Annotated in this window: 20 protein-coding genes; 12 read left to right on the top strand and 8 right to left on the bottom strand. The window is 62.6% G+C overall.

Translation table 11 applies throughout. The annotated features are described in order from the left end of the window. Positions 1-23: 23 nt before the first annotated feature. Both CLU88_RS13845 and CLU88_RS13840 read right to left on the bottom strand, forming a co-directional pair. The gene (locus CLU88_RS13845) at positions 24-884 is read right to left on the bottom strand and encodes a biotin--[acetyl-CoA-carboxylase] ligase (protein ID WP_099657091.1); all 861 of its coding nucleotides are present in this window, start codon (positions 882-884) and stop codon (positions 24-26) included. Next, complete coding sequence (locus tag CLU88_RS13840) at positions 881-1480, bottom strand: SET domain-containing protein (RefSeq protein WP_099657090.1); 600 nt, start codon at positions 1478-1480, stop codon at positions 881-883. The genes CLU88_RS13845 and CLU88_RS13840 overlap by 4 nt, the downstream gene beginning before the upstream one ends. Positions 1481-1613: 133 nt before the next feature. Here CLU88_RS13840 and CLU88_RS13835 point away from each other — a divergent pair, with 133 nt between their 5' ends. From CLU88_RS13835 to CLU88_RS22825, 10 genes are all read left to right on the top strand, one after another. Continuing rightward, positions 1614-4556: a DNA topoisomerase III gene (locus CLU88_RS13835; RefSeq protein WP_099657089.1), complete on the top strand. Its 2943-nt coding sequence runs from the start codon at positions 1614-1616 to the stop codon at positions 4554-4556. Beyond that, positions 4553-4783 carry a hypothetical protein gene (locus CLU88_RS13830; RefSeq protein WP_099657088.1) on the top strand — a complete coding sequence of 77 codons (231 nt, stop codon included), beginning with the start codon at positions 4553-4555 and terminating at the stop codon, positions 4781-4783. Before CLU88_RS13835 ends, CLU88_RS13830 begins: the two co-directional genes overlap by 4 nt. A 231-nt stretch (positions 4784-5014) precedes the next feature. Beyond that, positions 5015-7063: a UvrD-helicase domain-containing protein gene (locus CLU88_RS13825; protein WP_099657087.1), complete on the top strand. Its 2049-nt coding sequence runs from the start codon at positions 5015-5017 to the stop codon at positions 7061-7063. A gap of 38 nt (positions 7064-7101) precedes the next feature. Continuing rightward, a complete protein-coding gene (locus CLU88_RS13820; protein ID WP_099657086.1) occupies positions 7102-7458 on the top strand; it encodes a DUF4124 domain-containing protein in 357 nt (118 codons plus the stop codon). Between the two features lie 140 nt (positions 7459-7598). Next, positions 7599-8582 carry a glycerophosphodiester phosphodiesterase family protein gene (locus CLU88_RS13815; RefSeq protein ID WP_099657085.1) on the top strand — a complete coding sequence of 328 codons (984 nt, stop codon included), beginning with the start codon at positions 7599-7601 and terminating at the stop codon, positions 8580-8582. A gap of 339 nt (positions 8583-8921) precedes the next feature. Next, positions 8922-10559, top strand: coding sequence for a methyl-accepting chemotaxis protein (locus tag CLU88_RS23455; RefSeq protein WP_099657084.1), 1638 nt, complete (start codon positions 8922-8924; stop codon positions 10557-10559). A 266-nt stretch (positions 10560-10825) separates the two neighbouring features. Then, positions 10826-12946: an alpha/beta hydrolase domain-containing protein gene (locus tag CLU88_RS13805; RefSeq protein ID WP_199173453.1), complete on the top strand. Its 2121-nt coding sequence runs from the start codon at positions 10826-10828 to the stop codon at positions 12944-12946. Between the two features lie 381 nt (positions 12947-13327). After that, on the top strand, positions 13328-14182 hold the full coding sequence (locus CLU88_RS13800) for a DUF6216 family protein (RefSeq protein ID WP_143226007.1): 855 nt from the start codon (positions 13328-13330) through the stop codon (positions 14180-14182). A gap of 1 nt (position 14183) precedes the next feature. Further along, complete coding sequence (locus CLU88_RS13795; protein WP_233205466.1) at positions 14184-14483, top strand: hypothetical protein; 300 nt, start codon at positions 14184-14186, stop codon at positions 14481-14483. 144 nt (positions 14484-14627) lie between these two features. Then, complete coding sequence (locus CLU88_RS22825) at positions 14628-16796, top strand: AAA family ATPase (RefSeq protein WP_143226006.1); 2169 nt, start codon at positions 14628-14630, stop codon at positions 16794-16796. Between the two features lie 505 nt (positions 16797-17301). Here CLU88_RS22825 and CLU88_RS13780 read toward each other — a convergent pair. Continuing rightward, on the bottom strand, positions 17302-17868 hold the full coding sequence (locus CLU88_RS13780) for a YdeI family protein (RefSeq protein WP_099657080.1): 567 nt from the start codon (positions 17866-17868) through the stop codon (positions 17302-17304). A 49-nt stretch (positions 17869-17917) separates the two neighbouring features. Next, on the bottom strand, positions 17918-18859 hold the full coding sequence (locus CLU88_RS13775; RefSeq protein WP_099657079.1) for a GSU2403 family nucleotidyltransferase fold protein: 942 nt from the start codon (positions 18857-18859) through the stop codon (positions 17918-17920). Between the two features lie 169 nt (positions 18860-19028). On the opposite strand from CLU88_RS13775, the gene fosX reads away from it, so the two are divergent. Next, the gene (gene fosX / locus CLU88_RS13770; RefSeq protein ID WP_143226005.1) at positions 19029-19445 is read left to right on the top strand and encodes a FosX/FosE/FosI family fosfomycin resistance hydrolase; all 417 of its coding nucleotides are present in this window, start codon (positions 19029-19031) and stop codon (positions 19443-19445) included. 157 nt (positions 19446-19602) lie between these two features. Here fosX and yjjJ read toward each other — a convergent pair whose 3' ends face one another. The 4 genes from yjjJ to CLU88_RS13750 all read right to left on the bottom strand — a co-directional run bounded on the left by yjjJ (position 19603) and on the right by CLU88_RS13750 (position 24003). Beyond that, positions 19603-20961, bottom strand: coding sequence for a type II toxin-antitoxin system HipA family toxin YjjJ (yjjJ, locus tag CLU88_RS13765; RefSeq protein WP_099657078.1), 1359 nt, complete (start codon positions 20959-20961; stop codon positions 19603-19605). Between the two features lie 155 nt (positions 20962-21116). Continuing rightward, positions 21117-22088 carry an IS481 family transposase gene (locus CLU88_RS13760; RefSeq protein WP_099657077.1) on the bottom strand — a complete coding sequence of 324 codons (972 nt, stop codon included), beginning with the start codon at positions 22086-22088 and terminating at the stop codon, positions 21117-21119. 351 nt (positions 22089-22439) lie between these two features. Next, on the bottom strand, positions 22440-23084 hold the full coding sequence (locus tag CLU88_RS13755) for an NADPH-dependent F420 reductase (protein WP_099657076.1): 645 nt from the start codon (positions 23082-23084) through the stop codon (positions 22440-22442). 82 nt (positions 23085-23166) lie between these two features. Next, positions 23167-24003, bottom strand: a complete 837-nt coding sequence (locus CLU88_RS13750; protein ID WP_099657075.1) for a pirin family protein — start codon at positions 24001-24003, stop codon at positions 23167-23169. Between the two features lie 124 nt (positions 24004-24127). Between CLU88_RS13750 and CLU88_RS13745 the strand changes: the two genes are divergently transcribed. Then, entirely contained in the window at positions 24128-25051 is a 924-nt protein-coding gene (locus tag CLU88_RS13745; protein ID WP_099658866.1) for a LysR family transcriptional regulator, read from the top strand. Positions 25052-25211 lie beyond the last annotated feature (160 nt).

Here is a 25211-nt window from a genome sequence, read left to right as displayed (position 1 = left end):
CTCGGTTCAGTTCAAGGTGGGGGTCACAGCGGGGCGGCCACCACGGCAGGGCGCACGCTGATCTCGGCACTGGTCACGGCCTGCATGCCCTGGGCGGTGTGCACCAGCAGCGCGCCGTCTTCGCCCACGCCATGGGCGGTGCCGGTCTGGCCATCGCTCAGCGTCACAGGGCGACCCTGCAGCACATCGCGCGCAGCAAAGCGGGGCTGCACGGGCGCAAAGCCGCAGGCCTCAAAGCCCTGCAGCATGGCCACCAGCGGGGGCACGATGCGCAGCAGGGCGGCGGGCGCATCCAGGCCCGGCTCCACGTCCTGCAGGCTGCCGGGGGGCATGCTCATGCCCTCGGCGCTGCGGGGCTGCACATTGATGCCAATGCCCACCACCACGTAGCGGGCGGCGGTGCCATGCTGGCTGGCGCCGGAGGCGGCTTGTGCGGCCTGGGGCGATACGAAGCTGGCGGTCTCCACCAAAATGCCGCCCAGCTTGCGGTCGCCGCTCAGCCACAGGTCGTTGGGCCACTTCAGGCCAATGCGGGGACTGTGGCCGGGCTGCAGCGGGGGCAGGGCGGGCTGCAGGCTCTCGGCCACGCTCACGCCCACGGCCAGCGACAGGCCGGACCAATCCTTGGGCGCCAGCGGCAGGCCCAAGGACAACATCAACGACGCGCCTACATCGCTCTGCCACACCCGGCCCAGGCGGCCGCGTCCGGCGGTTTGCTGCTCGGCCACCAGCAGGGTGGGCTCGGTCTGCCCGGCACGGGCGCGGCGCATCAGCTCGGTGTTGGTCGAGTCGATGCTGGGCAGCACCTCGACCGTGAAGCCCGGCAACAGCGGGGCTACGGCCTCCCAGACGGCCTCGGCGGGCCAGCGGATGGGGGCGGTCATGCCTTGCCGCCCTTGTCGCCCTTCGTGGCTTTATTGGCCTGGGGGCTCTTGACTTTGCTGCGTGCAGCGCGGGGCTCTGGCGGGGGCAGGTCGGGCATGGGCGGGCGCCAGCCGCGCTTGGGGGCCAGCAGCGTGCCCCGGCAGGTGGCCGCGCCGCACCAGCAGGGGTATTCGGCCTTCAGTTTGGGGGTGTAGCGCTCTTCAATGATCAGGCCGTAGTCGTAGTTCAACTCGTCGCCCGCCTTGATATTGCGCAGCGCGGTGATGAAAATGCGGCCGTCCTGCTCGTCGGCAAAGCAATTGGGATCGCAGCTGTGGTTGATCCAGCGGGCCGAGTTGCCGCCGTAGTTGGCGTCGATCACCCGGTCCTCGTCCACATGGAAGTAAAACGTGTGGTTGGGCTGGCTGGGGTCGTGGGGGTGGCGGTCTTGCGCTTCTTGCCAGCTGATGATTTCGCCGGTGTATTCCACCAGCACCTCGCCAGCGGCGATGTCCTGCAGGGCAAAAACCCCTCTGCCGTGCACGCCCGAGCGCCTCGTCTGGATGCGGCGGCCGGAGTGGGCGTTGGGGTCGGCGGGCGTTGCATTGCGGGCCATGGCAAAAACTCTGTTAACTTGATGGTGCACACATGTGTGTGCGTGCGCGTGTATGCGTGTGCATGCGCGTGAGAGCCGAATTGTAGAAGCGCCCGCAACCCGGGCAACCAGAACGACTGGCGAGAGCCCCAAAATGACCAAGACCCTGGTAATTGCAGAAAAACCCTCAGTGGCGCAGGACATCGTGCGCGCCCTGACCCCCGTGGCGGGCAAGTTTGACAAGCACGAAGACCACTTCGAGAACGACCGCTATGTAGTCACCAGCGCCGTAGGCCACCTGGTGGAGATCCAGGCCCCCGAGCAGTTCGATGTGAAGCGCGGCAAGTGGAGCTTTGCGCACCTGCCCGTGATCCCGCCGTTTTTTGACCTCAAGCCCGTGGACAAGACCAAGAGCCGCCTGAACGCGGTGGTCAAGCAGGCCAAGCGCAAGGACGTGTCTGAACTCATCAACGCCTGTGACGCGGGCCGCGAGGGCGAGCTCATCTTCCGCCTGATCGAGCAGTACGCCGGTGGCGCCAAGCCTTTGGGCAAGCCCGTGCGCCGCCTGTGGCTGCAATCGATGACGCCCCAGGCCATCCGCGATGGCTTCAACGCCCTGCGCTCTGAGCAGCAGATGGCGGGCCTGGCCCACGCGGCGCGCAGCCGCTCTGAGGCCGACTGGCTGGTGGGCATCAACGGCACCCGCGCCATGACGGCCTTCAACTCGCGCGACGGCGGGTTCTTCTTGACCACCGTGGGCCGGGTGCAGACGCCCACCCTGTCGCTGGTGGTGGAGCGCGAAGAAAAGATCCGCAAGTTCATCAGCCGCGACTACTGGGAAATCCACGCCACCTTCGGCGCCCAGGCCGGTGAATACCCCGCCAAGTGGTTTGACCCCAAGTGGAAGAAGGGCGAGGACGCTGAAGCCAAGGCCGACCGCGTTTGGTCTGCCGCCGAGGCACAGTCAATAGCCAACGCCGTGCGCGGCAAGCAGGCCACCGTCACCGAAGAGAGCAAGCCCACCACCCAGGCATCGCCCCTGCTGTTCGATTTGACCAGCCTGCAGCGCGAGGCCAACGGCAAGTTCGGCTTCAGCGCCAAGACCACGCTGGCCCTGGCACAAAGCCTGTACGAGCGCCACAAGGCCCTGACCTACCCGCGTACCGACTCGCGCGCGCTGCCTGAAGACTATTTGCCGGTGGCCAAGCAGACCTTTGAAATGCTGGCCGACAGCGGCATGCGCCACCTGGCGCCGCACGCGCTCACCGCGCTGAACAACAACTACGTTCGCCCGTCCAAGCGCATCTTCGACAACAGCAAGGTCAGCGATCACTTTGCCATCATCCCCACGCTGCAGGCACCAAGCGGCCTGAGTGAAGCCGAGCAAAAGCTGTACGACCTGGTCGTGCGCCGCTTCATGGCCGTGTTCTTCCCGAGCGCTGAATACACCGTGACCACGCGTATCAGCACCGTGGCCCCGCACAGCTTCAAGACCGAAGGCAAGGTGCTGGTCAAGCCGGGCTGGCTGGCCATCTACGGCAAGGAAGCCGCCGAAGAAGTCGAAGGCGGCAAGGACGGCGACAAGGGCCAGAATCTGGTGCCGGTCAAACCCGGCGAAAGCGTCAACACCCTGGCCGTGGACCCCAAGGGCCTCAAGACCAAGCCCCCCGCACGCTACTCCGAAGCCACACTGCTCGGCGCCATGGAAAGCGCGGGCAAGCAGATCGACGACGAAGAACTGCGCAGCGCGATGCAGGAAAAAGGCCTGGGCACCCCCGCCACGCGCGCGGCCATCATCGAAGGGCTGCTGACCGAAAAGTACATGCTGCGCGAAGGCCGCGAGATGATCCCGACGGCCAAGGCCTTCCAGCTCATGACCCTGCTGCGCGGGCTGGAGGTGGAAGAACTCTGCCGCGCTGAACTCACGGGTGAGTGGGAATACAAGCTCTCGCAGATGGAAAAGGGCCAGCTCAGCCGCGAAGCCTTTATGGCCGAGATCGCCGCCATGACCGAGCGCATGGTGAAAAAAGCCAAGGAATACAACCGCGACACCATCCCCGGCGACTACGCCATGCTTGAATCGCCCTGCCCCAACTGTGGCGGTACGGTGATGGAGAACTACCGTCGCTACGCCTGCATTGGCAAGCCTGCCAATTCGTCCATCCAACACAGGACGGAAGGAACACCACCCTGCGGCTTCAGCTTTGGTAAATCGCCCGCAGGCCGCACGTTTGAAACGGCCGAGGCCGAGCAGCTCCTGCGCGACAAGAAGATCGGCCCGCTAGAGGGCTTCCGCTCCAAGGCGGGCTGGCCCTTCACGTCCGAGATCGTCATCAAGTACGACGACGAGGCGCACAACTACAAGCTCGAATTCGACTTTGGCGACGACAAGAAGGGCGAAGAGTCCGGCGAGATTGTCGAGTTTGAAGACGCCGCCCTCGGCCCTTGCCCCATCTGCGGATCAGAGGTGCACGAGCATGGCAGCAACTACGTGTGCAGCAAGGCCGTGCCCACTGCAGCGCAGCCCACACCGAGCTGCACCTTCAAGAGCGGCAAGATCATCCTGCAGCAGCCCGTGGAGCGCGAGCAGATGCACAAGCTGCTGGAGACCGGCAAGACCGACCTGCTCGACAAGTTCGTGAGCATGCGCACGCGCCGCAACTTCAAGGCCCACCTGGCGTGGGACAAGGAGGCGGGCAAGGTCAACTTTGAGTTTGCGCCCAGCAAGTTCCCGCCCCGCCCGGGCGCTGCGGCCAAAACCGCCGCCGCCAAGGCAGGCAAGACCACCGCAGCCGCCAAAAAAGCCCCTGCCAAAAAGGCCGCAGCCAAGTCCACCGCCGCAAAAGCCCCGCGCAAGGCCGCCGCAGGCAAGGCCCCCAGCGCCGCCCTGGCCGCTGTGATTGGCAACGAACCCGTGGCACGCCCCGAGGCCGTCAAGAAGATGTGGGAATACATTAAGACCCACAACCTGCAAGACCCCAAGGACAAGCGCACCATCGTCGCCGACGACAAGCTGCGCGCCGTGTTCGGCAAAGACAGCGCGGGCATGTTCGAGCTGGCAGGCATCCTGGGCAACCACCTGGGCGGCGACGCATGACCGCGCTGGCCTGCGCACGGGTCTGGGCGCTGTGCGCAGCCCTGGGCCTGCTCGCAGGCTGCGCAGGCACACCTGTCGCCGGGGGCGATGCCCCTGGCCCCTTGTACAAACGCAGCGCAGGTAGCAGCAGTGGCCCCCAGGGCAACGCTGTGACGGACATGGGCGGTGGCAGCAGCGGCGTTACCGTGTATGGCGAGATTGACGTGGGCGTGGGCCGGCGGCGCTGACCTTCGCGCGGTGCCTACAGCGTTTGCATGCAACCCGCGCCCCGTACCGGGGGCGCCGGTGCACGTTCGATCCGTCAGGGACTGAGCCGCGGCCCAAGCCCGAACCGTTCGGGCTGAGCCTGTCGAAGCCATGGCACGGGCGGTGTGCTGCAACAGGCCCCGCGTGAAAGGTTGTGTCGATTTTTTGAATGCCCACCTGCATGCCCGGCATACCCGGTAAGAGGACCCCCGTTGGCCACCGTTCACCCCTACCAACCCAAGCACATCACCCCCACCGACGAGCAAGTCGCCGTGCAGATGTCTGCCGAGCGCACGCTCATCATCGAGGCCAACGCAGGCGCCGCCAAAACCACCACGCTGGCGCTGCGCATGGCCCAGGCGTGGACCACCGGCATGCCGCCCGAGCGCTGCCTGGCCCTCACCTACACCGACACCGCCTGCCAGGCCCTGCAGGCCGCGCTGCGCAAAATTGGCCTGCCCGCGCCCGTGGTGCAGCGTTTTCGCATTGCCAGCTTTGACGCCTTTTGCGCCGCCATGCTGCAAGAGCCCTACGCTCCGCCGGTAGAGCAGATCGACACCATGGAGGCCCTGCGCCCCTACGTGTGGGAGGCCGTGCAGCGCGTGGAGGCCAACGAATACGAGCGCTGGCCCGAAGAACTGCAGCTGCCCAGCGCGGGCGATGCAGGCTTTATCGAAGACTTTCTGGCCATGGCTCTCTGGCTCAAGGGCACGATGAAAGACGACCTGGAGCGTGACGACGGCCCGGCCACGCCTGACTATGCGGGCGACCTGGGGCTGGGCTACACGCAGCTCAAGGTGTTCCGCGCGTACGAACGCATCCGCCGCCGTGAGCTGGCCGAGCAGCCGCTGTTTCGCGGCCCCTACGACGCCACCTACGACCTGGCCCGCCGCCTGCTGGAAGGCGACACCGCCGCCAGCCTGCCGCACTGGCCGCGCAACCTGCAAATGGTGCTGGTGGACGAGATGCACGACATGAACGCGGCCTCGTTCCGCGTGCTGCGCGAGCTGCTCGATTCGACCCCGTGCCAATTCTGCGGCGTGGGCGACCGTGACCAGGTCATCTACGGTGCGCACGGGGCCGATGCCGTGTTCATGGGCGACGCCATCACCGCGCACACCGGCCGCCCGGTGGCGCGCCTGCCCCTCACGCCCAGCCACCGCTTTGGTCGCAAGCTGGCCATCAAGGCCGGGCGCTTGGCAGACAAGCCCTACGGCTCTTTGGCTGCGCACGACACCGCCGTACAACTGCTGGGCTACGACGACGAGGCCGAATGTGTGGACCTGATCGCCCACCAGGTGCAGCAGTGGCGCACCGCTACGCGCGGCAAGATGGCCGGGCTGGCCGTGCTGCTGCGCCACCCGGGCCAGTCCATCGCCATCGAAAACCGCCTGCTGGCCGACGGCGTGCCCTACACCATCAGCGGTTTTGAAAGTTACCTGCTGCGCCCCGAGGTGCTGCTGGTGCGCGGCCTGCTGGCCGTGGCCACCGATAACTTCGACAGCGTGACCGAGCCGCGTACGCGAGAAAAGCTCATGCGCGCCCTGGTCTTCTTCTGCGGTGCGCGCATCGTGGTCAAGGGGCGCGAGCACGAATCGCAGCACGACCTGCTGGCCGACGCCATCCGCAGCGTCACAGACAACCCGCTGTTTCTCGAGAGCTTCTTCACCAACCAGATCGTGCCCAACGTTGAGCCCGCCATGCAGCGGCGCCTGCGCAACGCGCTGAAGGTGGCCAAGGAAGCCCATGGCCCCGATACCCTGGCCCGCCTGCTGGAGGCCCTGCAGATCGAGGCCGTGGTGCGCGAGGTGTTTGTCTCGCGCCAGCGCCGTGCCGACGCCCTGGCCAACCTGGCGGGCCTGAGCCACGCCGCCCAGGCCTTTGGCAGCGCGCGCGACTACTTTTTGCACCTCAACGCCGCCGAGCAGCGCCAGCGCGAGCTGCGCAGCACCGCCAGCCTGGTGCTGGCCCACATCGGCCATGTGAAGGGGCTGGAGTTTGAGCATGTGCTCATCCCCTACCTGGAGCAGGGCGCCTTCCCCGACCCGCAAGCACCCTTTGCGCAAGAAAAGAACACCTTGTATGTGGGCATGACCCGCGCCCGCCAGCAGCTCACCCTGCTGTCGCGCCGCCAGCACCCCAGCGTGTTTGTGGAGCAACTGGGCTACGCCGCCAGCCCCAAAGCCACAGCTGCTGCCGCTGCCAAGGGTGCGGACGCAGGCGACACGGCCGTGCCCGGCGCCCGCACTGCAGCGACCTGAGCCGCATCCACCGCACACCACACACCGGAGCCCACACCATGCGCAGCCCCCGCCAACGCGCCTTCTGGACCTTGCTGGCCGTGCTGCTGCTGGCCGCCGCCGTCGCCGCGTGGTGGACGCGCGACCAATGGGCCGGGCAGGTGCAGCCCTGGGCCGAGCAGGCCTGGCGCAAAGCCACCCGCCCCGGTGCAGACACCTTGCCGCAGGACCGCAAGGCGGCATCCGCTAACGCAGGCGGTGCCGGCAGTGCGCGCGGTGGCGCATCGGCCCCCGTGGCACCCACCCCCCGCAAATGCGTGCAGCAAGGGCGCACCATCTACACCGACCAGCCCTGCCCACCCGGCAGCCAAGAGCAACTGCCGGACGGTGGCGCCGTGACCACGCTGCCTCGGTAAGGCGGCTGGTCTACTGCGGGTAAGGCAGCGCACGCCCCGCGCCGCCCTGTCCGGTCGGCGTCAGTCCCATCGCGCAATGTCACCACAATGTCATTGCGCGTCCCTAGAGTCGCGCGTTTTTCCCACCACGGAATCACGCCATGAAAGCCCTCACATCCCTTGCCGCCGTTTGCTTGTCTGCCCTGGTCCTTGCCGGTTGCGGTGGCAGCGATGACGCGCCCGCACAGCCCCAGGTCATTGCCCACCGGGGCGCCAGCGGCTACCTGCCCGAGCACACCCTGGGCGGCTACGAGCTGGCCATCCGCATGGGAGTCGACTTCATCGAGCCCGATCTGCAAATCACCAAAGACGGCGCACTGGTCGCCATCCACGACGACACCCTGAACCGCACCACCAACGTGGCCACGCTGTTTGCGCAGCGCAACGGCGGCTACAAGGTCGCCGACTTCACCCTGGCCGAGATCAAGACCCTGACGGTGATCCCCACCGGCACGGGCAAGACCAGCTACCCCGGCTTCACCCCCAGCGCCGCCAGCCCCTTCACGGTGCCCACCTTCCAAGAGGTGGTGGACTTTGCCAAGAAGCAAAGCAACGCCGTGGGCCGCGAAGTGGGCATCTACCCCGAGGCCAAGCAGGCCGACCCGGTGATGGAAGACGGCATCCTGAAAACGTTGAACGCCAACGGCTACAACGCTGGCAGCAAGCTCTTCATCCAATCCTTCAGCGACGCCACCCTGCGCAGCCTGCGTGCCAAGCAGATCGCGCAGAACAACAAGATGCCGCTCATCTTGCTGGGCGTGGCCACCAAGGCGGCCGATGGCTCGCTGCGCATGGGCGTGGTGGGCAGCACCAGCGTGACCACCCTCACGCTGCAAGAGGTGGCAGGCTTCACCGAAGGCGTGGGCGTGCTCATCAACAACACCACCTACCCCCTCACCAAGGCCTTCATCGACCAGGCCCACGCCGCTGGCCTGAAGGTGCACGGCTGGACCTTTGCCCAGGCCGACGCCACCCTGGCAGCGGCTGAGTTCCGCCAGTTCCTGGACATGGGCATGGACGGCATGTTTGCCAACTACCCCGACCTGGCTGTCACCGCCCGCAACACCTACGTGCAAGGCAAGTAAGGCCACCTGAGCACCCCAGGGGTTGGCACCCCTGGGGCTGTCGGTGCAGCATTTGCTTCATTTTTTATAGCGGCCAGCGCTTATTTATTAAGCGCTGGCCGCTTTTTTCATGCCCAATCCATCGCGCGCAATGAAGCGCAGCAAAAGGGGTTGAGAACGCAACAAAAAATGTTGCTTGAATGTCAAATAGAAATATTTGGTTACGAGATTTGGTTAACAATCCAGCCTCTCGCATTCCGTCATTGGTGTTAACCCTAGGTCTTGGGTGTCTGCTTCGGCGGGTCGCGTTGTCCTGATTTGTTTCCAACCCGTCTAGTCCCCCTGGGGCCCCATCTCTCTATGCGACTGAAAACCAAACTGACATTGGCCTTGATCCTGATGTGGCTCGGGCTGTTCTTGCTCGGTGCGTGGGCCGCGTTCCATGCCCGCTCTGTGGTCACCGACGAGCGGCAGGCCGCCGTCAACCATGTGGTGGACTTGGGCTACAGCCTGGTGGAGTCGTATGCCGCAGAGGTGGCCGCCGGGCGCCTGGAGCTGCCCGCCGCCAAAGAGCAGGCCCTGGCCCGGCTGTCCAAGCTGCGGTTTGACGGTGGCAAGAACTTCCTTTTCGTCATCGACTCGGCGCCGCTGATGCTGATGCATCCCACCGGCGGCAACCTCATTGGCACCAACGTGGGCGACCGCAAGGACCCCGACGGCGTTGCCTACTACCGAGAGCTGGCCGCCATGGGCCAGAAGAACGGCCAGGGTTTTGTCTCCTACCAGGCCGGCGTGACACAGCCCGATGGCAAGGTCGAGCGGATGCCCAAAGTCACCTACGTACGCTACAACAAAGCGTGGGACTGGCACATCATGGCGGGCGTGCTGGTGGGCGACATCCAGGCCTCCTTCTACAAAACCATCACCAAGCTGCTGGCCATCGTGCTGGTGCTGGGCACCATCATCCATGTCTCCATGCTGCTCATCATCCGCAGCGTCACGGGCAGCCTGGGTGGCGAGCCCGCGCAGGCTGGTGACGTGGCGGGCCGCATTGCCGATGGCGACCTCACGGTGGTGGTGCCGGTCTCGGGCAAAAACCCGCACAGCCTGATGGCCGCCATGCACACCATGCAAACCCGCCTGGCGGGGCTCATTGGCAACATCCGCAACGGCACCGAAGAAATCCGCCACGCCGCCAGCGAAATCGCCTCGGGCAACCTCGACCTGTCTTCGCGCACCGAATCGCAAGCGTCATCGTTGCAGCAAACCGCTGCCAGCATGGAGCAGCTCACCAGCACCGTCACACAAAACGCCGACAACGCCCAGCGCGCAGGCGAGCTGGTGCACAACGCCGCTGCCATTGCCGAGCGCGGCGGCGCCGTGATGGGCAACGTGGTGGACACCATGCGCGGCATCACCGACAGCTCCAACCGCATCTCTGAAATCATCGGTGTCATCGACTCCATCGCCTTCCAGACCAACATCCTGGCGCTGAACGCAGCGGTGGAAGCCGCCCGCGCAGGCGAGCAAGGCCGTGGCTTTGCCGTGGTGGCCAGCGAAGTGCGCAGCCTGGCCGGGCGCAGCGCCCAGGCCGCCAAAGAGATCAAGGGCCTGATCGACGCCTCAGCAGGCAAAGTGCGCGAAGGCTCTGGCCTGGTCGACCGCGCGGGCACCACCATGACAGAAATCGTGGGCGCCGTGCAGCAAGTGCGCGTCATCATTGACGAGATCACCGCCGCATCGCAAGAGCAGCGCGCAGGCATCCACCAGGTCAACCAGGCCGTGGCCCAGATCGACCAGGTCACCCAAGAGAACGCCGCCCTGGTCGAAGAATCTGCCGCCGTGGCCAACGCCCTCAACGACCAAGCCCGCCAACTGGCCGAGCTGGTGGCCGTCTTCCGGGTGCCCGGCGCCAGCGCGCAAGTCGGCACCAACCAGGGCGCCGGTGCCCTGCGTCAGCCTGGCCGGGGCCAAGAGCCCACCCTGCGCCTGGCATGAGTGTGGCCTGAGGCTGCCTGAGGTTGGGGCGCAGCGCACCTTGCGTGCCATGGCGCCCGCTTATCTCTCTTTTGCAGCCCTGCGCGCACAGCGCCCCGCACACCACACCAAACCACACCATGCGACGGGCGTGCGCTGCGCATCTGGTGGGTCGGTGTCGGCACCTATTGCCTGCGCCGCCCAGCTTGCCCACCATGGCCTCACCCGTGCCCCACCACACCGTTGGCATTCCATCTGTCCACCCGTTCCAGCCCAAGGGTTTCACGATGCACCTCCACCTGACTCCTTCGCCCGCACCGGTCCGCATGGCCGCCCCTGCGGCCATTGCCCCCACGGCCCACCGGCCCCAGGCCACCCTGCTGGCCCGGTGGCTGGCACCCCGCCCCGCACTTGCCAGCCTATGGCAGGGCGGCTGGGTGGCTGGCGCGCTGGCCCTGTGCGCCGCAGCCCCCGTGCAGGCGCAGGTCACGCAGTTTGAAGTGCTCAGCACCCAAGCCCCGGCCCTGCAGGCCCGCAGCTTTGGCGAGCGCGGCACCGCCCGCAAAATCACCGCCCGCGCCACCTTTGCGGTCGACCCCGCAGACCCCCGCAACGCCGCCATTGCCGACATCGCCCTGGCCCCGCGCAACGCCGCAGGCCGCGTCACCGGCGTGGCCGACGTCGTCATCCTGCAGCCCCAGCGCCCCAACGGCACCCTGCTCATCGAAACCCCCAACCGGGGCCGCAAGCTCATCGGCCCCGGGTTTGACGACGCCCCCACCAGCTACGGCCGCCTGAGCGAGCCCGCCGACGCAGGCGCAGGCTTCTTGCTGGCCCAGGGCTACACCCTGGCGTGGATCGGCTGGCAGGGCGACCTGCCCGTGAGCGGCGGCCAAGGCGCCGCAGCGCTGGGCCTGAACGTGCCCGCGCTGCCAGGCATCACCGGCCCCTCGCGCGACGAATGGGTCTTCACCCCCAAGCAGACCGAGGCCGAGCAGACCGTCAAGCTCGCCTACCCCGCCGCCACGCGTGAAGGCGCCCAGCTCACCGTGCGCGCCCGCGTGCAAGACCCCCGCACCCAGCCCGCAGGCCTGGCCTGGCGGTTTGTGGACGACCAGACCATCGCCATCACCCGCCCAGCCAATCAACCGGCAGACGCCATCTACGAATTCACCTACACCGCCCGTGGCGCCAAGGTCATGGGCCTGGGCTTGGCCGCGCTGCGCGACATCGCCCACTTCTTGCGGCACGACACCAGCGCCGCCAACCCACTGGCCGCGGGCGGCCAGCCCACCATGCAAACCCTGCTGGGCACCGGCATCTCGCAGTCAGGCCGCGTGCTGCGCGACTTTGTGTACCTGGGCTTTAACGAAAGCGCCGACCACCGCCCCGTGTACGACGGCCTGCTGCTGCAAATCCCCGGCGGGCGCCGCAGCTACACCAACGCCCGCTTTGCCCAGCCCGCCCGCAACCCCGGCCCCAACAGCGACGACCTGTACCCCGTAGACCAATTCCCCATGGCCTACGCCACCAGCACCGATGCGCAAACCGGCCGCACCGACGGCCTGCTGCAACGCTGCACCGCCACCAGCACCTGCCCGCGCATCATGCAGGTCGACTCGGAATACGAAATGTGGGCATCGCACGGCAGCCAAAGCGTGACCGACCCCCAGGCCCAGCACCTGCCCCTGCCTGCCAACGTGCGCGCCTACTTGGTGGCAGGCACCCCGCACTTCGCCGCGTTTGACGCCCTGGCCAAGCCCGAGGCAGGCTGCCTGCTGCCCACATCGCCCATCTACGTCGGCCCGCTGATGCGCGCCTTGCTCACCAGCATGAACGACTGGGTGCGCCACGGCACCGAGCCACCGGCCAGCCACTACCCCAACGTGGCCGACGGCACCCTGGTGCCCGCCGACCACACCAGCTACCCCGGCCAATACCAAGGCCTGCGCACCCTGCTGGGCTACCAGGGCTACGCCACCCCATCGTGGCGCACCGACAGCGCCAGCGGCCTGCCCACCGTGCTGGGCCACTACCCCGTGCTGGTGCCCCGCACCGACGCCGACGGCCTGGCCCTGGGCACCGTGCGCCTGCCCGCCGTGGCCGTGCCCCGCGCCACCTACGTGGGCTGGAACGCCAAGACCACCGCCCCCATCGATCCTCTGAACCCCTCCGGCATCTGCACCCAGCAAGGCGGCACCTTGCCCCTGGCCGCCACCCGCGCAGAACGCCTGGCCCGCAAAGACCCCCGCTCCTCCATCGCAGAGCGCTACCCCACGCCAGACGCCTACACCGCCGCCGTGCGCGCCGCCGCCTGGCGCCTGGAGCAACAACGCCTGCTGCTCCCCGCCGACGCCCAGGCCGCCGTGCGCGCGGCAGAGGCAGGCACCCTGGCCCGCCTGCCCTGAGCACCCGCACGGCCACCCCGCTGCACACGGCGTGCACAGCGGGGCGGCAGCGTGTCGGTGTATTAATTTGCTATTGAAAACATAGCTGCTAGCGCTTATTCAATAAGCGCTAGAGCCTGTTTTTGCATAAATTGACGTACCTACCAACTTTGGCAGTTGCGCAAACCGATCCCTGACCCTACAGTGTTTTAACAATTACACACATATTCAGCTCAGGAAAACTGCCAGCAGCATGGCGACATTGATACCGGCACTGGGTGCGTGCTTGCCGCGCATGACCCGTGGAGAAAAACGCCTGGCTGACAGGCCGCAAGAGAAAGCCAACGACTCGCTTGCATCGAGGCCGCACCACCTTGGGCGATGCGCGCCCTCTGCTGCGTGATGGACTTCGCCACCATCACGCAATTCGGCGGCGCCTTGGCCGCCTTGATTCCGCTCGTACTGATCGTTGGCTTTGCCGTTGTCATCTGGCGCACGGTGTCGCTGCACACCCTGCTGCGGCGCCTGTGGCTGCTGGTGCACGGCAGCGAAGAAATCTCAGACCCCAAGATCCGTGCGTATGTGGACGAGCAGACCAACCTCATGTCTTTTCGCATGTTCTCTGGCGTGCAGGCCGCCAGCCTGGAAGAAGCGCACCAGTTGATTGCGTGGGCACAACTCCACCGCGTTGATTTGCGCCAAATCGCCGCTTGCGGACGTTACTTCGACACTGGGCTGCGGCAGGTGCGTAAGCAAGACTTTCCTTCACGCCCTTACCTTTTTGCCCAGATTGCAGTGTTTGCCGTGTCCCTTGTCGGATCGATGGTCTTTGCTTGGCTGCTGCTGATTCCGCAAGTGCCGTTCACCTTCAAGGCGAGCGAGCGGACCTTCCTCGCCACCGAGTTCAGCGCGCAGACCTTGTGGCCCCCCTTCTTCTTCAACAGAAACCCATTGAAAAAAAGCGACTGCGATCAGCCGTTGGCAACGAACGCGGCGCGCACCTCCTTCACCGAGGCGGAAGTGAAAACGTTGTGCGAGCTGTTGCCTGCCGACGAGTGGCCAGAGCATCTGGCAAGCAAGCTGAAAGAGCAGCGCTGGTCTTTGATTGTCTGCACGTTGTTCTTTCTGGCGCTGCTCGGTTACGTGGCAGTGGTGGTGAACAAGGTCATTGCGGCCAAGGATCTTTTGGCCCGTGGACTGACACCAGCGTTACCGGGGGCGCAGGCCGAGCTGGATTTCTCTAGCGCGAAAGACTGACATGACGGACTTCGACTGTTCAAAACGGAGGCGTATCGGTATGACTTCGCTTTGGGACAAAGCGGTGCTGTGCGCCGACCGGAAAACCATGGACCTGTGCGCCAGCGCCCTGACCCAGCGCAAGCTGCCGCACCGCGTGCGCAAGAAGAGTGGTGAGTACCGGCCCGGCGCGGATGCGATTCAGGTGATGACCATGAAGGTCAGTAAAGGTTTGGAATTCCCTGTGGTAGCGCTACCCGGCGTGGGGCATATGCCTGCGCCTAGGGAGGATGAGAAGGAAGCGGCGCGTGTGTTTATGTAGCGGCGACTAGGGTGGCGTAGAGGTTGGTGATCGGGGTAGGTGGGGCCGGTATTTTTGGCTTGAAGTTTCCCGGTTCCCAAATGAAAGCCGATTAATCCCAAATAAACAAAATATCCAAAGATATAGGTAGCGCGAAAAGTCACCATGAAAAAACTAACTGTCAATTTACAAAACTGCTATGGGATTCAGTTCTTAGAACATACATTCATCTTCGACAAATACCCAAGAGAAACAAATTCCTATGCCGTGTACGCTCCAAATGGCTTGATGAAAACATCTTTCTCAAAGACTTTTCAAGACATTTCTGCTGGAAATACGCCAAAGGAAGAACGCTATAACCGCCCATCAACTTGCAAAGTTGAAATTAATGGTGTAGCAGTACATAAAGAACTCATATTTTCTCTAAAATCCGAAATTGACATAAGAGAAGAAAGTCAATCAATCACCGACATCCTTGTCAACCCAGAAAATAAATCCGAATACGACAAGATATTAATTGAATTGGATGCTGCAAAAGAAAAACTAAAAACATCCCTGCAGAGAATATCCAAAGTAAAGAAAAAAGATGTAGAGGAATTCATTCTGCGTGATTGGAATCAAGATGATTTTCCAACCTGTATCTCAAGCATTCTTAAAACACCATCAACAGAAGAATTAAAGTCATTTGAATATGGTGCCATTTTTGATCCAAAAGCAATTGAGGTATTCAATAGTCCAGAGTTTATTGCAAAAGCAAAAGAATTTAATGAGCGCTACCAGGAGCTTTTCAACCAAGCGGGGACAATATATACAAAAAATATTTTTAACCCAAGCAAAGCTGAAACAGTACTTGACACCCTAGATCGACAAGGTTTTTTTGGCGGCGGACATCTGATTCAATTGCGGGGAGAGTTAGCCCCTATTGGAAAGGAGGCACTTGAAACCAAGCTCAAAGCAATTCACTCTCGAATAGATGAAGATGAAGCGCTGAAGAAGCTTCGTGTGAATTTGTCAAAAAATGCGCAGACACAAGCACTTATTCAATTAATTGAAAATCTATCCGCTGTCGAAGTAGATTTTCTTCTTGAAAATATTAAGCCCGCAAACCAATCCAAATTCCGTCAAGCGCTTTGGCATTACTACCTTCAAAACAACATAGATGGGGCCGCATACATTGAGTGCCATACGAAAAGCAAAGGCGAGCTTCAGCGAATCGAGGCATTGGCGGCCTCTGCTGTTCCGCAGTGGACACAAGCTGTGGGACTTTTCAATGATAGATTTCTGGACATGCCCTTTACTCTCTCGGTGCCAAATCAGGTACAAGCCGCACTCGGCAAAGAAAGTGCAAAGCTCCGGTTCACATTTAAAGATGGCCCAGATAAAGTTGAATGGTCACGCCAAGAAGTTAAAACTCTTAGCCAAGGCGAAAGGCGGGCGCTGTATCTTTTGAACTTCATCTTTGAGGTGGAAGCAAGAAAATTACGCCAACAAGAAACTATTTTTATTATCGATGATATTGCAGACTCTTTCGATTATAAAAACAAGCATGCAATCATTCAGTATTTATATGATGTTGGTAAAGTTCCATATTTTCGCCAAATAATTCTTACCCATAACTTTGACTTCTTTCGAGCACTTTCAGATAGTTTTGTTCATAGAGATAGATGTCTAATGACAAATCGCGGGCCGACGGGAATTATTCTTACCAAGGCCGATGGAGTTAGTAACTACTTTATCGGCATGTGGAAAAACAATGTCGCGAAGGATGATGCAGTCTTATGTGCAACAATTCCATTTACTCGGAATCTTATTGAATACACCAAGGGTGCGGCAGATGATGATTATTTGGATTTAACTTGTTTACTTCACTGGAAAGAGCGTACCAGTACAATTACCGTTGGAAAATATTTTGAAATCTACAATAAACTTTTTGGCACTGAGCACGACACTAGTAGTGCAGTGATCATGACGGATTTGATTTTTGCAAAAGCAGAAATTATTTGTCAAAAGCTTAGTCATGATGGCTTGAACTTGGCTGACAAAGTTATTTTGTCAATTGCAATACGTCTTCAATCTGAAGTATTTATGATTAAAGCGCTTCGCATTATAAAAAGTGACGAAAATTACTGGTGCACTGTAAATAATCAATTTGGTGAATTGATCAAGGAGCTCACTGAATTGAAGCCCACATCGTCGGCACTGCAAGTACTAGGCAAAGTAAGTATCACTGTAAGCTCAAATATACACCTTAACTCGTTTATGTATGAGCCAATCCTCGATCTATCAATCGACCACCTTATTAGGTTGTATAAAGAGATTAAAAATTTGGCGTAATTTTCAATTTTAGACATCAATTTATTAGCAGCATTAGAAAAATATAATCAACGAATGCAGGGGCGCACAAATGAATGGTAATTACGAACTTATTCGAGCAGCAATCCAGAACAAGCAGCAAGTTTTTGCCACCTTTGGCGGCTATGCTCGTGAACTATGTCCTCACGTAATTGGTACAAAAAATGGCAGGCCGCAGGCCCTGTTCTACCAATTCGGTGGCGGTAGTAGTAGCGGAACCATCGTCCCCGGTTCCCCGGGAAATTGGCGTTGCCTTCCCATAGAGGGTCTGAGTAATGTCAGTGTTCGTGCAGGGCAGTGGCACTCTGGGTCAAATCATTCGCGCCCACAAACCTGCGTGGACATCGTCGATGTGGAAGTCACATAGTCCTCGGAGGACGGGTTGATGCTACTTCTGCAATAACTGAAACGCATATTTCACGAGGGCTGTAGGCCAACTTTGCTTACGGCACTAGCGTTTGCTCGCCCCCTCACGCTGCCGGCAGTTTCAAGGACTCTCGCCCCGCCCCAACTTCGCCAACAGCTCCGCCATCCGCTTCTCCCGCGTCTCCGGCCGCTTGGCACTCTGCAACCGGTGGTAGATGGTGAACAGGCTCTGGCGTTTGAGCGTGGCGTAAAAAGCCTGGGCAACCGGGTCTTTTTGCAGCGCCGCCAAAAAGTCTTCGGGCATCACCATGGTGGCGCTGCCGGCGTAGGCGGTGGCCCAGCGTCCGTCGCTGCGTGCGGCTTCTACCTGCGCCAGGCCAGCGGGTTGCATGCGCCCTTGCGCTATCAGCCGCTCGGCGTGCTGCACGTTTTTTTGCGACCAGTTGGATCGCGCACGGCGCGGCGTGAGGCGTTGCAAAAACGAGGTGTCGTCCAAGCTCTTGCGTATCCCGTCGATCCAGCCCCAGGCGATGGCGGCCACCACGCAGTCGTCCCATGTCACGCTGGGTTGGCCGGTGGCCTTTTTGAAGATGCGCACCCACAGCTCCGTCTCGCTGGCATGGTGGGCCTGCAGCCATGCGTGGAGCTGTTCTGGCGCTTCAAAGGTGTGGTGTGTCTTGGTGCTCATTTTTTTATAGCTGCTCACGCATATTCCATAAGTGCTAGCCGCCAATTGCTTAAACCTGCGGCAAATACTGCTCCAGCAGCACCTGCACCGCATCGGCCTGCAACACGTCCCGCCGCCGCTTCAGCGGATCTCGGTCAGGTTGCCCTGCCATCCACCGCTTGAAGGCTACAAAGGTGGCCGGGTGCACGGTGTGCATGCGGGCCATGGTGCCGTTGGTGGCGACGATGACGGCAGAGAACCCCGGTGAGTCCAGCAGCACGCTGGCGCGGCGGGCCTGGGCCACCCAGAAGTCCTCATCCGCGTCGCTGAGCTTGATGGGGTGGGGGTCGTCGTCGGTGCGCTCGCGGCGGATGATGTCCACCTCAAAGCCGTCTTTGTTCACGGCGGTGTACTTTTGGCTTTGCCTGATACGAAAGGTGGGGTCTACTTTTTTCAGCACCCCCAGCATGGAGCTGTCCACCCGGGCGAGTTGGGTGGAGAAAGTGATGCGTTTGCGGGTGTCCCACAGCAGGTCAATGTCGCGCGTGGCGAGTGCGTCGGCCTCTAGCCGCACCCCGGCGGCGGCCTCGTAGGCGTAGAGGGCGTGGGTGCCCACCACCCGAAAGTGCTCGCTCAGGTGGGTGCTGGCCAGGCGGTTGAGCAGCGCCACCACCAGCGGGTCTACCCTGCCGACACGCAGGGCGCGGTTCATGCGCTGTTGCTGGTCTAGCGCAGCTTTCAGGCCGGTGAGCCGTTCGGCGCTGGCCTGCTTTCTTTGCATAAATTTGTCGTAGATGGCCTGCGTCTCGGGCGTGCGGGGCCCCAGGCTGGTTTCGGCCCCGGCGGGCGAGGTGCGCACCAGGTATTGCGCTTGCGGCGATGACGCTGGCCCCGCGTGCCAGTACATGCCGCCGCGCACCTGGGCGGCTTCTTCGGTGGCTTCGGCCAGCGCGTCAAACACGGCAACGGCGTCGATGTACTGGCGGGTGATGACAGGGCTGAGTTCGAGCATTTCGGTATATTTTGTGTTTTTAGATTTTTTACCGAAAAGTGAATATTGACAATAAGTTAAGTTACTTTTTTCGATTCATTTTTCGATGCGATCAGCTTGCATGCGCCCATAGGCGGCGCGAATGCGCTACAACCCACCCCTCAGCACATTGATGAGTACAGGCTCCCCCATGGCAACCGCTCCCATCCTCGGCCTCAGCCACCTCACCTTCATCGTGCGCGACGTAGACCGCACCGCCCGCCTGTTCTGCGAAGGCCTGGGCGCGCAGGAGGTGTACGACAGCCAGGGCCGCAACTTCTCGCTCTCGCGCGAAAAGTTTGTGCTGCTGGGTGGGCTGTGGCTGGCGTTCATGGAGGGCGATCCACCGGCAGAGCGCACCTACCGCCATGTCGCCTTTGCCGTGGCCGACGAGGATTTGCCCGCCTGCGAGGCGCGGCTGCGGGCGCTGGGGGCAGAGGTGAGGCCGCCCCGCCCACGGGTGGAGGGCGAGGGGCAGTCGCTGTACTTTTACGACTTTGACAACCACCTGTTTGAGCTGCACACCGGCACGCTGGAGCAGCGGCTGGCGCGGTATGCGCAGGGGTAGGGCGTAGGGTTGGTCTGCCGCTGCGCCGTCAGGCGGGGGCGCTTCTTCTAATCACCGCGTTTTGTGCGGTGAATACCGCTGCAACACGGCTCAAACGCGTGTGCAGAAACCCATTCTGCTGCGTTTTTAATAGCTGCTTGCGCTTATTCCATGAGGTCTAACGGCTGATATGGCTCAAATTTTCTGCGGCTATTTGCCGAAAGCCGTCGGATATGCGCGCATCGGCGCTGGCGGCGGCCCAGAAGCTGCGGGCCAGGGCCTGCGCCTGCGGCCACTCGGGCAGGGTGGCTGCGGTGGGTTGCAGGGGGCGGGCTGCAAAGTCGCGCGGCACCAGCTCGCCGCCTACGGGGGCGTAGAGCATGGGCAGCGTGTCGTAGGCGGGGGCCAGGGCCCAGTCGTCACCGTCCAGCAGCAGCGAGATGTTTCCGTAGTGCCGGTCGGTGTTGGCGATCAGCTCGCCATACGCCTCCAGCAGGCGCAGGGTGCGCGCGTCGGCAGGGCGCAGCAGCCCGCGCTCTTGCATGCGGTTGGCGGTGGCGGCCCAGTTGTCCATGGCGCCCACGTATTCGGCGTCGTACACCTTGAGCGACACCATGCCGATGCGCCCCAGGCCCTGCGGGTTGGCGGCGTTGATGGGTGTGCGGTCGAACCGCTCCACCTCCAAAAACACGCGGCCTGCGCCGGTGCTGATGCGGCTGGAGGCGGCGGCAATGCCGGCACTGGCCAGCGTGTGCAGGGCCAGGTGTTCGCAGACCAGCAGGTCGCGGGTGCGCAGGTCGGTGGGGGCGTTGCCCGCAGGCGAAAACTTGACCAGCACATGGCGAGCAACTTCACCCGAGGCGTCGCCCCCCACGATGGTGCAGAACTTGGGCTGCTCGCCCCCGGCGGACGAGCCGCCGATGCTGCCTTGCATGGCGGCATCGGCCAGGGCCGGGTAGTCGGCAGGCGATGCCGCACGGCTGGCCCGCTGCGGCAGGGTGTGAAAACGCGCAAACGCGGCCTCGCCCACCACCAGGTTGCCGGGCAGGTCGTCGCCGCACAGGGCCAGTGCACGCAGCACGTCGTCATCGCTCCAGAAGCGGGGGTCGTTGGCCAGCTGCAGCTCAGGGTGGGTGGTGGCAAAGGTGCGGCCCATGAAGCCCTGGGGGCGCATGTCGTCCAGAAACCAGGGCAGGCCGTCAAAGCGCTTAGAGAGGCCGTCTTCTTCGTCCACCCACACGGCGCCGCTGGCCAGCGGCACCATGCGCGCAAACGGGCTGGGCTGACCCTGCGCGTTGATGCGCATGACCGGCACGCTGCGGCCCACATCGCGCACGGTGCGGGGCAGCACATAGCGCTGTTTGCGGGCGGCCCCTACCTTTTGCACTTCGCCCGACTGAATGAGTGGGGCCAGCGCGCGCGACACGGTGGGCTGGCTCACCCGTAGCTGGTCTTGCAGCTCGGCGCTGCTAAGTGCCCCGCCCTGGCGGCGCAGGGCTTGCACGATGCTGGCGGAGAGGTCTGGGGTTGGAGGCATGAATAATTATATGAATAGATTTATTTTTATAAAAATCATTATTTATCAATGAATTACAGCCATTTGTGAATAGATATTGGTGGCTGTGGCTTTACGCTACGGTACCGAGAGTTGGAGCCTGTGCCAAGTCGGCAGGGAGGCAGGCGGTGGGGGCGCTAGCTGTCGCATCCCGGACGATCATATGGTCGCTTGCGAAACAGATGCTGATGCGTCTGGTACCACTCTTTCATAGCCTGCATCGGTGTACTGCTCTTGAGCGCTGACTGCGGCAACTGGTGGTTGTACAGGGCCACATAGCGCAGCAGGGTCTGCTCCATATCCTCGCGGCTGTTGAACCTATGGGTCTTCAGAACGTCCGCAATGCGGCCGTTAAACCGCTCCACCATGCCGTTGGTTCTGGGCGTCCTCGGCTTGGTCAAGCGGTGCTCTATGCCCAGCTCCTGGCACAGTTGGTCGAACTCATGGTTGCCGCTGGGTTCGCGTTCCTTGCTGGCAAACAGACGGTCCGTGAACTCTTTGCCGTTGTCGGTCAGCAGCCTGTTGATCCTGATCGGACAGGCCTTGTGCAATGCCTTGAGGAAGGCCTGTGCACTTGCTGCAGTCTTGTTGGTTTTGAACTGCACGAACACCCATCGCGTGGCCCTGTCGATGGCCACGAACAGGTAGCGTCGGCTGCTCTCATCCTGCATCTGGGGCAAGTACTTCACATCCATGTGCAAGTAGCCTGGCTCGTAGCTCTTGAAGGCCTTGTAGGCCAGCACAGGCTGCTGGGGTTTGAGGGCATTGAGGTTGCCCGCTCCATGGCGGCGAAGGCACCTGTCCAGCCCGGAGCGCGAGACATGGGCGCAGATGAACTCCCGTGTCACGGCCAGCAGGTCATCCAAAGGCAGCAGCAAGGTACGTCGCAAGTGAACCACCACGGTTTCTTGCGCAGGCGTGAGCACAGTTTGCAGGTAATGGGCCGTGTGCGAGCGGTCTGCAAAGACGGAACGCTTCTTCCACTTGTAGACCGTCTGCTCAGTGATCCCAAAGCGTTGGGCCAGGACGCTGGCTGGTTCATTGCTCGCTGCGATCTCGGCACGCACGGCAGGTGTGGTACGGGCGTTCTTGTGCAGGGCTATCAGCATGGAGTCACTCCTGGGGTGGATTGCAGGGACTCTATCAACTTCTTCAAAACAGCTCGGGCCATAAAGAGCGGATAGCGTTTAGAGTCTATGCAATCGTCCGGGATGCGACAGCTAGCGCAGGTTCAGGCAGGTTCGCTACAGACAGAGACGCTGTGAATACATGAAATGCCATGATTTTTCATATTGGCGGCCTCATTTTTTGCCAACGGCTATTCATCAATGGCCTTGTGCGTGGGGCATTGCTTTATCGATTTGGCATGAACGCATGAACGCACGAAAGCCCCCAGGCACTTCGCATAGCGCAAACTGCGTTGGGGGCCTTCTGTAGGTGCCTTGTCAGGCACCTCTGGCTCAGATCTTGATGAACTGGCTGGCCGACAACGCGCCAAACGGCAGCTCTGACAGGCTGCCGCCCGCAGCCAGCGTGCCCAGGTCGACCGGGAAGTAGCCGATGGCGTCCAGCACCTTGCGCACTTCTGCCTTGGCTGCTGCGTCGTCGCCCGCGTAGAACATGGCGCGTTGGCCGCCGGAGACTTGGGGCTGGGCCAGCACGTTCACATCCAGGTGGTTGAACGCCTTGACCACGCGGGCGCCGGGCACGAATTCGCTGAACACTTCGCTGGACGAGCGCCCGCCCAGGTCGATGGCCTTGATGCCGTAGGCCGCCAGCGGGTTGGTGGGGTCTTGGGCGTCTGGCGAGTTGGGGTCCAGAAACGCCACGGGGTTGGTGCCATCGATGACGATGCGACCGTTCCACGCAGGCAGGCCGCCCAGGGCCTGGCCCAGGTCTTCCCAGCGCACGGCGATGAGCACGATGTCTGCGGCGGCAGCTTCTGCCACGGTGCCCGCTTTGATGGTGGGGCCCAGTTCGGCTACCAGCGCGGCCAGTGATTCCGGCCCGCGCCGGGTGGAGAGGGTGGCCGACAGGCCTTTGCTGGCCAATGCGCGTGCCACGTTAGAGCCGAGTGCGCCTGAGCCGATGATGCCGATGTTCATGGTGATTTCCTTGTCAATGAGTGAAGTGGGTGGAGGGAAAGGGAACGGTGAAAAGTCGAATGTGGAGGGGGTGTGAAAGGGATTAACCCAGCCGCCCGGCTTGGCGCAGTTGCCCTGCAATGCGCCGGATTTCTGTGGTGCCCTGCCGCAGTGCTGCCTGGCTGGTGTGCACGGAGTAAGTCCCCATGACCAGCTCATGCGGGTGCGGCACGGCAGAGCCCAGCACGAAGCGGGTGGCTTGGGTGGCCACAAAGTCGATGCTTTGGTGGGTGGGCTCAAACGCCACCAGCTCGCCTGCCGCAATGGGTTCGCCCGCCGTCAGCGCGCCGGTGGCCACAGCCGCCCACGCCACGGTGTGGCCGGGGGGCGGGGTGTAGGTCCAGCGTTCGCCCTGGGCCAACTGCACGGCCAGATAGGTCATCCCCTCGGGCGCCGCCACGGGGCTGTGCACTGCGCCGTATTCGCCCAGCAGCACCCGCACCGGGCCCACCTGGGGCACCAACTCGGGGGCCAGGTACTGGCTGTGGGCGGGGGCGTTTTCCAGCGCGGCGGGCAGGGCCACCCACAGTTGAAAGCCCCGGCCTGCTGTGTCGCCCACGGGGGCGCCGGTGTGCCACACGCCGTTGCCAGCACGCATCCATTCCACACCGCCTGCAGGCAGCAGGCCCGCTTGACCGGTGCTGTCTTCGTAGCGCACATCGCCTTCCGACAAAAACGTGACCGTGGCGATGCCCGAGTGGGGGTGCATGCCAAAGCCCTGCTGCGCTGCGCCGGGCTGAAAGTGCACCAGGTCCAAAAAGATGAAGGGCTTGAGCACCTGGCCCAGGTCCCCAGGGCTCATGAGGCGGGTGATGGGGCCGTGCGTGGTGCCACGGGTGCGGTGGGTGATGGCGCGGGGGGCGGTGGCGGGTGCCGACATACAGAGAACCTTGGAGGTGTTGAACTGATGCCTGTAGCTTAAAAATTCATCGATTAATTGACTAGATAGCGCAATATGATTGCACTCGTCCATTAATCGAATGAATGAATGAATGAGTGAGATCATGCTGGATCTGAACGACGTGGCCATCTTTGTGCAGGTGGTGCGCTGCGGCAGCTTTGCCGAAGCCTCGCGCCGCCTGGGCGTGCCGCCCAACACCCTGAGCCGCCGGGTGCAGCAGCTGGAAGCGCAGTTGGGCACCCGGCTGATGCAGCGCTCGACCCGCCACCTCACGCTCACCAGCGCGGGCCAAGTGTTTCTGGAGCGCTGCAGCGGCGCTGTGGAAGGGCTGATGGATGCGGGCGAGGAACTGCTGGCGGTGAACCAGGAGCCCAGCGGCCTGGTGCGGGTGGCGGCCCCGGCTGATTTTTTTGATTTCTTTGCGATGGAGTGGCTGACCGAGTTCCTGGTCGCCCACCCCAAAGTGCGGGTGGACTTTGTGCTGAGCGACGGCCGCGCGGACCTGATTGCAGACCGGATTGATGTGGCGTTTCGCGGCGGCATTCTGGAGGACTCGGGCCTGTTTGCCCGCAAGGTGCTGGACGCGGGCAGCGACGGCCTGATGGCCAGCCCGGCCTACATCGCCCGCCGGGGTGTTCCGGCCACGCTGCAAGACCTGGCAGGCCACGACTGCCTGGTGTTCAGCCACCCCAGCGGCAAGGCCACCTGGCGCGTGACAGGGCCGGAGGGCGCACCGGCCGAGGTGCAGGTGACTGGCCGCTTCAGCGGCAACGCGGCGCAGGCCCTGCGCAAAGCCGCGCTGGCGGGCTTGGGCATTGCGCTGCTGCCCTCCACGCTGACGCAGCGCGATTTGCGCGCGGGCCTGCTCGTGCCCGTGCTCCCGCAGTACCACCGGCAGGGGCACGGCGTGCACATGGTCTACCCTAGCAGGCGCTACCTGCCCCTGGCGGTGTCGGCTTTCATTGAGCTGGTCATCAGCAAGATGGGAGCGATGCAGGAACTGCCGCCGCAGGGGGAGGGGGGATAAGGCATGAGGTCACTGGAGCTGTTCACGCTGAGCCTGCGCCAGCGCTGCGCAGGGCTTCGACAGGCTCAGCCCGAACGGGTATTTGTGCCACGATGCCCAGCGGTTTAAAGGCCGCAGTGCGGGCCTATGAATCCGGTACGAACCTGCTGGATCCGTTCAC

The organism is Acidovorax sp. 56, from assembly GCF_002749705.1.
In the GTDB taxonomy this organism is placed as follows: Bacteria; Pseudomonadota; Gammaproteobacteria; order Burkholderiales; family Burkholderiaceae_C; genus Acidovorax.
The sequence above is the reverse complement of the archived record's forward strand: the minus strand, read 5'-3'. Positions and strand labels throughout refer to the sequence as shown.

Bases quoted from the DNA above. Each gene is read 5' to 3' on its own strand.
- CLU88_RS13845 (WP_099657091.1), bottom strand. From the start codon at position 884: ATGACCGCCCCCATCCGCTGGCCCGCCGAGGCCGTCTGGGAGGCCGTA.
- CLU88_RS13840 (WP_099657090.1), bottom strand. From the start codon at position 1,480: ATGGCCCGCAATGCAACGCCCGCCGACCCCAACGCCCACTCCGGCCGC.
- CLU88_RS13835 (WP_099657089.1), top strand. From the start codon at position 1,614: ATGACCAAGACCCTGGTAATTGCAGAAAAACCCTCAGTGGCGCAGGAC.
- CLU88_RS13830 (WP_099657088.1), top strand. From the start codon at position 4,553: ATGACCGCGCTGGCCTGCGCACGGGTCTGGGCGCTGTGCGCAGCCCTG.
- CLU88_RS13820 (WP_099657086.1), top strand. From the start codon at position 7,102: ATGCGCAGCCCCCGCCAACGCGCCTTCTGGACCTTGCTGGCCGTGCTG.
- CLU88_RS13815 (WP_099657085.1), top strand. From the start codon at position 7,599: ATGAAAGCCCTCACATCCCTTGCCGCCGTTTGCTTGTCTGCCCTGGTC.
- CLU88_RS23455 (WP_099657084.1), top strand. From the start codon at position 8,922: ATGCGACTGAAAACCAAACTGACATTGGCCTTGATCCTGATGTGGCTC.
- CLU88_RS13805 (WP_199173453.1), top strand. From the start codon at position 10,826: ATGCACCTCCACCTGACTCCTTCGCCCGCACCGGTCCGCATGGCCGCC.
- CLU88_RS13800 (WP_143226007.1), top strand. From the start codon at position 13,328: ATGGACTTCGCCACCATCACGCAATTCGGCGGCGCCTTGGCCGCCTTG.
- CLU88_RS13795 (WP_233205466.1), top strand. From the start codon at position 14,184: ATGACGGACTTCGACTGTTCAAAACGGAGGCGTATCGGTATGACTTCG.
- CLU88_RS22825 (WP_143226006.1), top strand. From the start codon at position 14,628: ATGAAAAAACTAACTGTCAATTTACAAAACTGCTATGGGATTCAGTTC.
- CLU88_RS13780 (WP_099657080.1), bottom strand. From the start codon at position 17,868: ATGAGCACCAAGACACACCACACCTTTGAAGCGCCAGAACAGCTCCAC.
- CLU88_RS13775 (WP_099657079.1), bottom strand. From the start codon at position 18,859: ATGCTCGAACTCAGCCCTGTCATCACCCGCCAGTACATCGACGCCGTT.
- fosX (WP_143226005.1), top strand. From the start codon at position 19,029: ATGGCAACCGCTCCCATCCTCGGCCTCAGCCACCTCACCTTCATCGTG.
- yjjJ (WP_099657078.1), bottom strand. From the start codon at position 20,961: ATGCCTCCAACCCCAGACCTCTCCGCCAGCATCGTGCAAGCCCTGCGC.
- CLU88_RS13760 (WP_099657077.1), bottom strand. From the start codon at position 22,088: ATGCTGATAGCCCTGCACAAGAACGCCCGTACCACACCTGCCGTGCGT.
- CLU88_RS13755 (WP_099657076.1), bottom strand. From the start codon at position 23,084: ATGAACATCGGCATCATCGGCTCAGGCGCACTCGGCTCTAACGTGGCA.
- CLU88_RS13750 (WP_099657075.1), bottom strand. From the start codon at position 24,003: ATGTCGGCACCCGCCACCGCCCCCCGCGCCATCACCCACCGCACCCGT.
- CLU88_RS13745 (WP_099658866.1), top strand. From the start codon at position 24,128: ATGCTGGATCTGAACGACGTGGCCATCTTTGTGCAGGTGGTGCGCTGC.